At 73.1% G+C, this 4,876-nt stretch carries 8 protein-coding genes; 5 read left to right on the top strand and 3 right to left on the bottom strand.

The window, feature by feature from the left end; all coding sequences use genetic code 11:
• Positions 1 to 148 precede the first annotated feature (148 nt).
• On the top strand, positions 149 to 991 hold the full coding sequence (locus tag VIG76_RS12380; protein ID WP_331954581.1) for a DUF4190 domain-containing protein: 843 nt from the start codon (positions 149 to 151) through the stop codon (positions 989 to 991).
• A gap of 7 nt (positions 992 to 998) precedes the next feature.
• Here VIG76_RS12380 and VIG76_RS12375 read toward each other — a convergent pair whose 3' ends face one another.
• A complete protein-coding gene (locus VIG76_RS12375; RefSeq protein ID WP_331954579.1) occupies positions 999 to 1,940 on the bottom strand; it encodes a glycerophosphodiester phosphodiesterase in 942 nt (313 codons plus the stop codon).
• A 52-nt stretch (positions 1,941 to 1,992) separates the two neighbouring features.
• On the bottom strand, positions 1,993 to 2,754 hold the full coding sequence (locus VIG76_RS12370; RefSeq protein WP_331954577.1) for a M10 family metallopeptidase domain-containing protein: 762 nt from the start codon (positions 2,752 to 2,754) through the stop codon (positions 1,993 to 1,995).
• 162 nt (positions 2,755 to 2,916) lie between these two features.
• Here VIG76_RS12370 and VIG76_RS12365 point away from each other — a divergent pair, with 162 nt between their 5' ends.
• A complete protein-coding gene (locus tag VIG76_RS12365; RefSeq protein WP_331954575.1) occupies positions 2,917 to 3,105 on the top strand; it encodes a hypothetical protein in 189 nt (62 codons plus the stop codon).
• 12 nt (positions 3,106 to 3,117) lie between these two features.
• On the opposite strand, the gene VIG76_RS12360 is transcribed toward VIG76_RS12365, so the two are convergent.
• A complete protein-coding gene (locus tag VIG76_RS12360) occupies positions 3,118 to 3,594 on the bottom strand; it encodes a VanZ family protein (RefSeq protein ID WP_331954573.1) in 477 nt (158 codons plus the stop codon).
• Between the two features lie 248 nt (positions 3,595 to 3,842).
• Here VIG76_RS12360 and VIG76_RS12355 point away from each other — a divergent pair, with 248 nt between their 5' ends.
• The 3 genes from VIG76_RS12355 (at position 3,843) to VIG76_RS12345 (ending at position 4,856) form a co-directional block, all read left to right on the top strand.
• Entirely contained in the window at positions 3,843 to 4,097 is a 255-nt protein-coding gene (locus VIG76_RS12355) for a hypothetical protein (RefSeq protein WP_331954571.1), read from the top strand.
• 170 nt (positions 4,098 to 4,267) lie between these two features.
• Positions 4,268 to 4,429, top strand: coding sequence for a hypothetical protein (locus VIG76_RS12350; RefSeq protein ID WP_331954569.1), 162 nt, complete (start codon positions 4,268 to 4,270; stop codon positions 4,427 to 4,429).
• Between the two features lie 160 nt (positions 4,430 to 4,589).
• Positions 4,590 to 4,856, top strand: a complete 267-nt coding sequence (locus VIG76_RS12345) for a hypothetical protein (protein WP_331954567.1) — start codon at positions 4,590 to 4,592, stop codon at positions 4,854 to 4,856.
• The last annotated feature ends 20 nt before the right edge of the window (positions 4,857 to 4,876 follow it).

Below are 4,876 nucleotides of genomic sequence, written 5' to 3'. Positions count from 1 at the left end.
CGCCGCCCGGCGCTGCCCAGGGGTCGCGCGGTTCGGGGCTCGGACGCTCGTCGGGCGGACCCGTCGGCTCGTCGGTGGCCATGGGTCCTCCTCCGTCGGGGGCTGCGGCTGAAGCCTACTGAGGCTCCGCGCCCGGCGTTCGGGTGTCGTGGACGCCCTGCGCGCCGTCCCGCCGCCGGCGGGGCCCCCTGCTGACGGCGCCCCGCCTCAGGGGAACCCGACTGCCGCGTACCCGCCTCCGGAGAACTCCGCGACCGCATACCCGTCCCCGGGTGCACCTGCGCACCCGACGACGGCCCCCATCCCGCCCGTCGCCCCACCGCCCGGCGCCGGCGAACCCGCTCAGCGGGCCCCTCGCCGCAGCAACCCGGTCGGTCTCGTCGCGCTGATCCTCGCGGTCGTCGCGCTGATCCTGGCCGTGCTGCCTGTCGCGTCCTTCTTCGCCGGGCTTCCCGCGCTCGCGGCGATCGTGCTCGGGATCATCGGGCTCGTGCTGACGGGCCGCCGCCGCGGGTTCGCGCTGGCGGGCCTCATCCTCGGCGCCGTCGCGCTGATCGTCGCGATCGTGGTCTCCACCATCGCGGTCGCCGGATTCGTCCGCAACCGCGTCGGCGAGCTCCCGCAGATCACCGACTTCCCCTCGGTGCTGCCATCGGGCGGCGCGAGCAGCGGTGCCGGCCTCGCTGCCGGCAAGCACACCGTGGTCTACCGCGTCACCGGGAGCGGCACGGCCACGATCACCTACTCGACCATCGCGGACGGCAGGAGCGCCGGCGCACGGGACCAGCAGGTGACCTTGCCGCACAGCCGCACGCAGCAGCTCACCGTCACGGGCGGCGGAGGGCAGCAGCTCCTGCTCGCGGCGATCGCCCTGGACGGCAGGGCGAAGCTCGGCTGCTCCATCGAGGTGGACGGCAAGCAGGTGGCCTCGAACGAGTCGGGCTCGAGCTCCGGCGTCGAGCTCGTCACCTGCGACGCCAACCTGGGCTGACCGGCCGTCAGGGACGGATGGCGAGGACGTCGGCCACGATCTCGCCCGCGGCCCCGAGCATGAGAGCCTGCCGGTTGTCCTCGACGGTGTGGAGCACGTGCGCGATGACGGGCTTCTGCATCGCGACCACGGTCGCCCACATCGCGGGGGCAGCCGTCACGTCGAGGCCGAGCAGGTCCCAGTGGGCCGCGGTGCTCTGCAGCAGGCCGCTGTCGATGTCCGCGCCGTAGTAGAAGCCCCAGGTGCGCAGGCCCGCCGCTGAGGCCAGCCGCGCCCAGGCGGTGTTGGCGCCGGGGCTCTTCGCGACGACGTGCTCCGCACGATCCGGAACCGCGCCGCCGACGAGATCGAGCAGCTCCGGGTAGAAGTGGCTCGCTGCGGCCTTCGGATCGAGGAAGACCACGGCGTGCCCGAACTCCGCGAGGAAGTCCGCCAGGCGGAAGAAGGGGCGCGAGGGCTGGCCAGGGTTCCGCGTTCCCGCGGCGGAGATCCGGAGGCCCTCGATCTCGGCCCACGGATGCTCGGCGGCGACGAACCCGCTGGTCCCCGCGACGCGGTCGAGGGTCGCGTCGTGGGAGCCGAACCAGACGCCGTCGGACGACCGGGCCACCGACATCTCGAGCGCCCGATAGCCGTGCGCCATCGACCGCCGGTACGCGAAGGCCGACATCTCCGGCCAGTCGTCGGACCCGCCCCGGTGTGCGATGCGGAACGGCCGCTCAGCGAGCAGCTGCGCGACCGTCGTCGTCTCCAGGCGCGCGGGTCCGCTCCTGGATGTGGACGCGGAGGGGGAGGGGGCCGCCCCCGGCACCCCGGCGCGCGCGAGCAGGATCGCCGCGCTCGCGAGGCCGCCGACCGCGACGCCCACGCCGGCGGCACCGACCAGGAACGCGCGTCGCGAGGGCTCGCGTCGCTCGGCGCCCGGATCCGGCTCGGTTCCGTCGGGCATGGTTCCACCCTCGGTCATCATCGGCACCTGGGCGAGCCCCGGTGCAGGGGGCTCAGAGCAGCGCGAAGGCCGAGTAGTTGCAGGAGCTCGTCCGCAGCGACCGCTTCATCGCCGCCACCTCGCCGGCGGAGAACCTGCCGGGGGAGTAGCCGGTGAGGCTCGGGTACATCGCGTCCCGATCCGACGTGCGGTGGTCGAGGTTGAGCACGTGGCCCACCTCGTGGGTGATGAGCGACTGCCAGGTGCTGCCCGGGCCGGTCCTCGGGCCCTTGAAGCCCGTGTAGAGGAGCACGCGCCCGTAGGTCATCGCCTCGAAGGTGCTGCCGGACGGGGTGACGTACCAGGCCGCGGCCGGGCCGCCGACGCCGATCTGTCCGGGCCAGGCGAAGTGCTGCCCGGCGACGTCGTGCTTGCCGGTGAAGGCGAAGTAGATCGTCGGGGTGCGGCGGTCGAAGGTGGTCGCGTCGAAGGTGTGCGTGGTCGTGCCCGCGTAGACGAAGCCGACGCCGGTCTGCTTGCCGATCGAGCTCATCACGGACCTGATCACCGGAGTCATCCCCGCCGGCTCCCCGGCCGGGTTGATCCGGTAGGCGATCGCGCGGCAGGCGAGCCACTGCACCGGCTTGGTCGTCGCGGAGTGCTGGTAGAGCTCGTACGGATGCGGCGTGCGCGAGGAGCCCGCCGAGGCGGAGGCGCGCTCGATGCTGACGTGCTCGGGGCGCGCGGCCGGCATCGCTGCGGGTGCGGCGGTGGCGGCGACGACGGCAGCTCCTGCGGTCGCGAGCAGCGCTCGGCGCAGGAGCGGAAGCATCACGCGTCCCATCCTCCACGCGCCGGAGGGGGAGCGGAAGAGCCCTGATCGGGGGTTACTTCGGTGTAGTTCGCCGGAGCGCTGCCCCTCGTCGGGGCGGTTCCGACACGCCGTGACCGCTCCGCTGGGCGCTCCGTGCGCGTCGGATGGGAGCACCATGGGGGCATGGCGAGCGACCAGGGATCGGGCGACGGCGGCATCGTCGAGCCCACGCGCACCGGCGATCCCTTCGAGGACGGGACGCTCGAAGTGCCGAACTGCCCGGTCTGCCTGCACCGGATGGAGCCGGCGAGCACGGCCGCCGGCGGCGTCTACTGGGCGTGCACCGAGTGCGGTCAGACCCGGCTCGCTTGAGGGCGGGCGCACCTACGCGTCGGCCCCGAGCTTCGGCGTCGACTGCTCGAGCCGCCTGAGCTCCTCGTCGAACGAGAGCGACGCTGCTGCCCGGGAGCGGCCGAGCGCGAACGCCAGCGCCACGCCGGCGAGGGTCCCGAGCACGTTCCAGAGCACGTCCTGCAGCGAGGGAACACGCGTCGGGATCCAGTGCTGCGCCGCCTCGCAGACCAGGGACACGCTCGCGCCGGCGAGCAGCGCGAAGAGCGGCCGCCGGCTCCACCAGGCGAGGGCGAAGCCGAGGGGCGCGAACAGGGCGATGTTGCCGAGGTCCTCGAGCGCCCACCAGACGATCCCGCCGGCCCCGCCGGCAGCCCCGAGCTCGGGTCCGGAGGCGAGCCAGGTGATCGCCCCGTCGACGTGATGCGGCCAGAGCAGCGCCACGAGCACGGCCGCGGCAGCGCCGAGGACGACCATCTGTCGCAGGGGGAGGCGGGTGCGCCGGTTCATGGGCAGACGGTACGTCCGGAGCGGACGCGGACCGCGACGGCGCACCGTGACACGCGGCGAGGAGTTCCGGCTGTGCGGCGCTCGCCGATCCGGTTCCCTGCGCGTGCTCGACGAGCGGTCGGCCAAGGGTCTAGCGCGTCCCAGGGGCTTGTCAATCCCCTCCGGCGAACTCCGAGTCCTTCGTACCGTGGATGTCAGCGGGGGCGGCCGCTGTACCCATGTCGGCCCGCATCGAGAGGAGTTCCTTGATGGAAGAGACCCTGATCCGGTTCGTCGACTCCGGCAACGCGTCGGACGAGGTGCACACGGTGCACCTGCGCGGCGTCGGTGGTTCCGTGGACCACGGCACGATCCGCGGGCCGCTGCCCGACTCGTTCGTGTTCGACCGCACGCTGTTCCTCCGCAGCGGCTTCACGCACCGCGACGAGGGCGGCGAGCTGAACCACACCTATTACCCGGCGCCGGTGCGCCGCGGCGTCCCCAAGACGCGCCTGACCCACTGACACCTCGGGGTGCCGCGGCGCCGGGCGTCGTCCTCACGGTGGGGGACCCGGTGTGTACCCCGATCGTGGGTCTGGTCCTCCATTTGGAGGACACGTACCGTCGTCCCTGCAAGCGGAGATCCAGGCCTCTACCCAGGGCCGGCCGCTCGCGCAGTCGAAAGAAGCCGGTCATGTCGCTCACGCTCCTCGCCCCCGCCCGTCCCGCCCTCCGTCGCGCCTTCGGTGCCGAGTGGCAGCTGGACCGGGCGAACCGGCGCACGCAGCGCGACCTGGCTCGCGAGGCCGCGGCCCGCTGCCAGTGCACCGGCTGCCGGATCGAGCGCGCTCGCTGAGCTGATGGGGTCGGTTCCGATCAGGAACCTTGGGAGCCCCTGAGGGTCCGCCATTCGGCGCAGGCCCCACTCCGCTCCTGTGTTGCCATGGACGTCGGCGAAGGCCGGCTCCGCGTCCGATCTCGGATTCCCGAACCGTTTCGCCGGGAAGGCGGAACGCATGCGGGTGAGCGAGATCATGGGCAGCCGCGACCGGGGCCGTGACATGCGCCGCGTCGGCGTGGAGTTCCCGCCCGACCAGCGCTACCGCGTGATGTCCGCCGCGATCGACCTCTACCGGCACCTCGGTGTCGACGTCGAGGTGGAGGGCGAGCGGATCTACGTCTACTGCGGCGAGGCCATGGCCATGCCGATGATGGGCCTCTTCGAGCGCCGCACGGGCCGCCCCGGCTTCAACGAGTGGTGGAGCACCGGCGCCGCCGGCTGACCTCCTCCGCGATCGGCCGC

The organism is Amnibacterium sp. (assembly GCF_036559085.1).
Taxonomy (GTDB): Bacteria; Actinomycetota; Actinomycetes; order Actinomycetales; family Microbacteriaceae; genus Amnibacterium.
The sequence above is the reverse complement of the archived record's forward strand: the minus strand, read 5'-3'. Positions and strand labels throughout refer to the sequence as shown.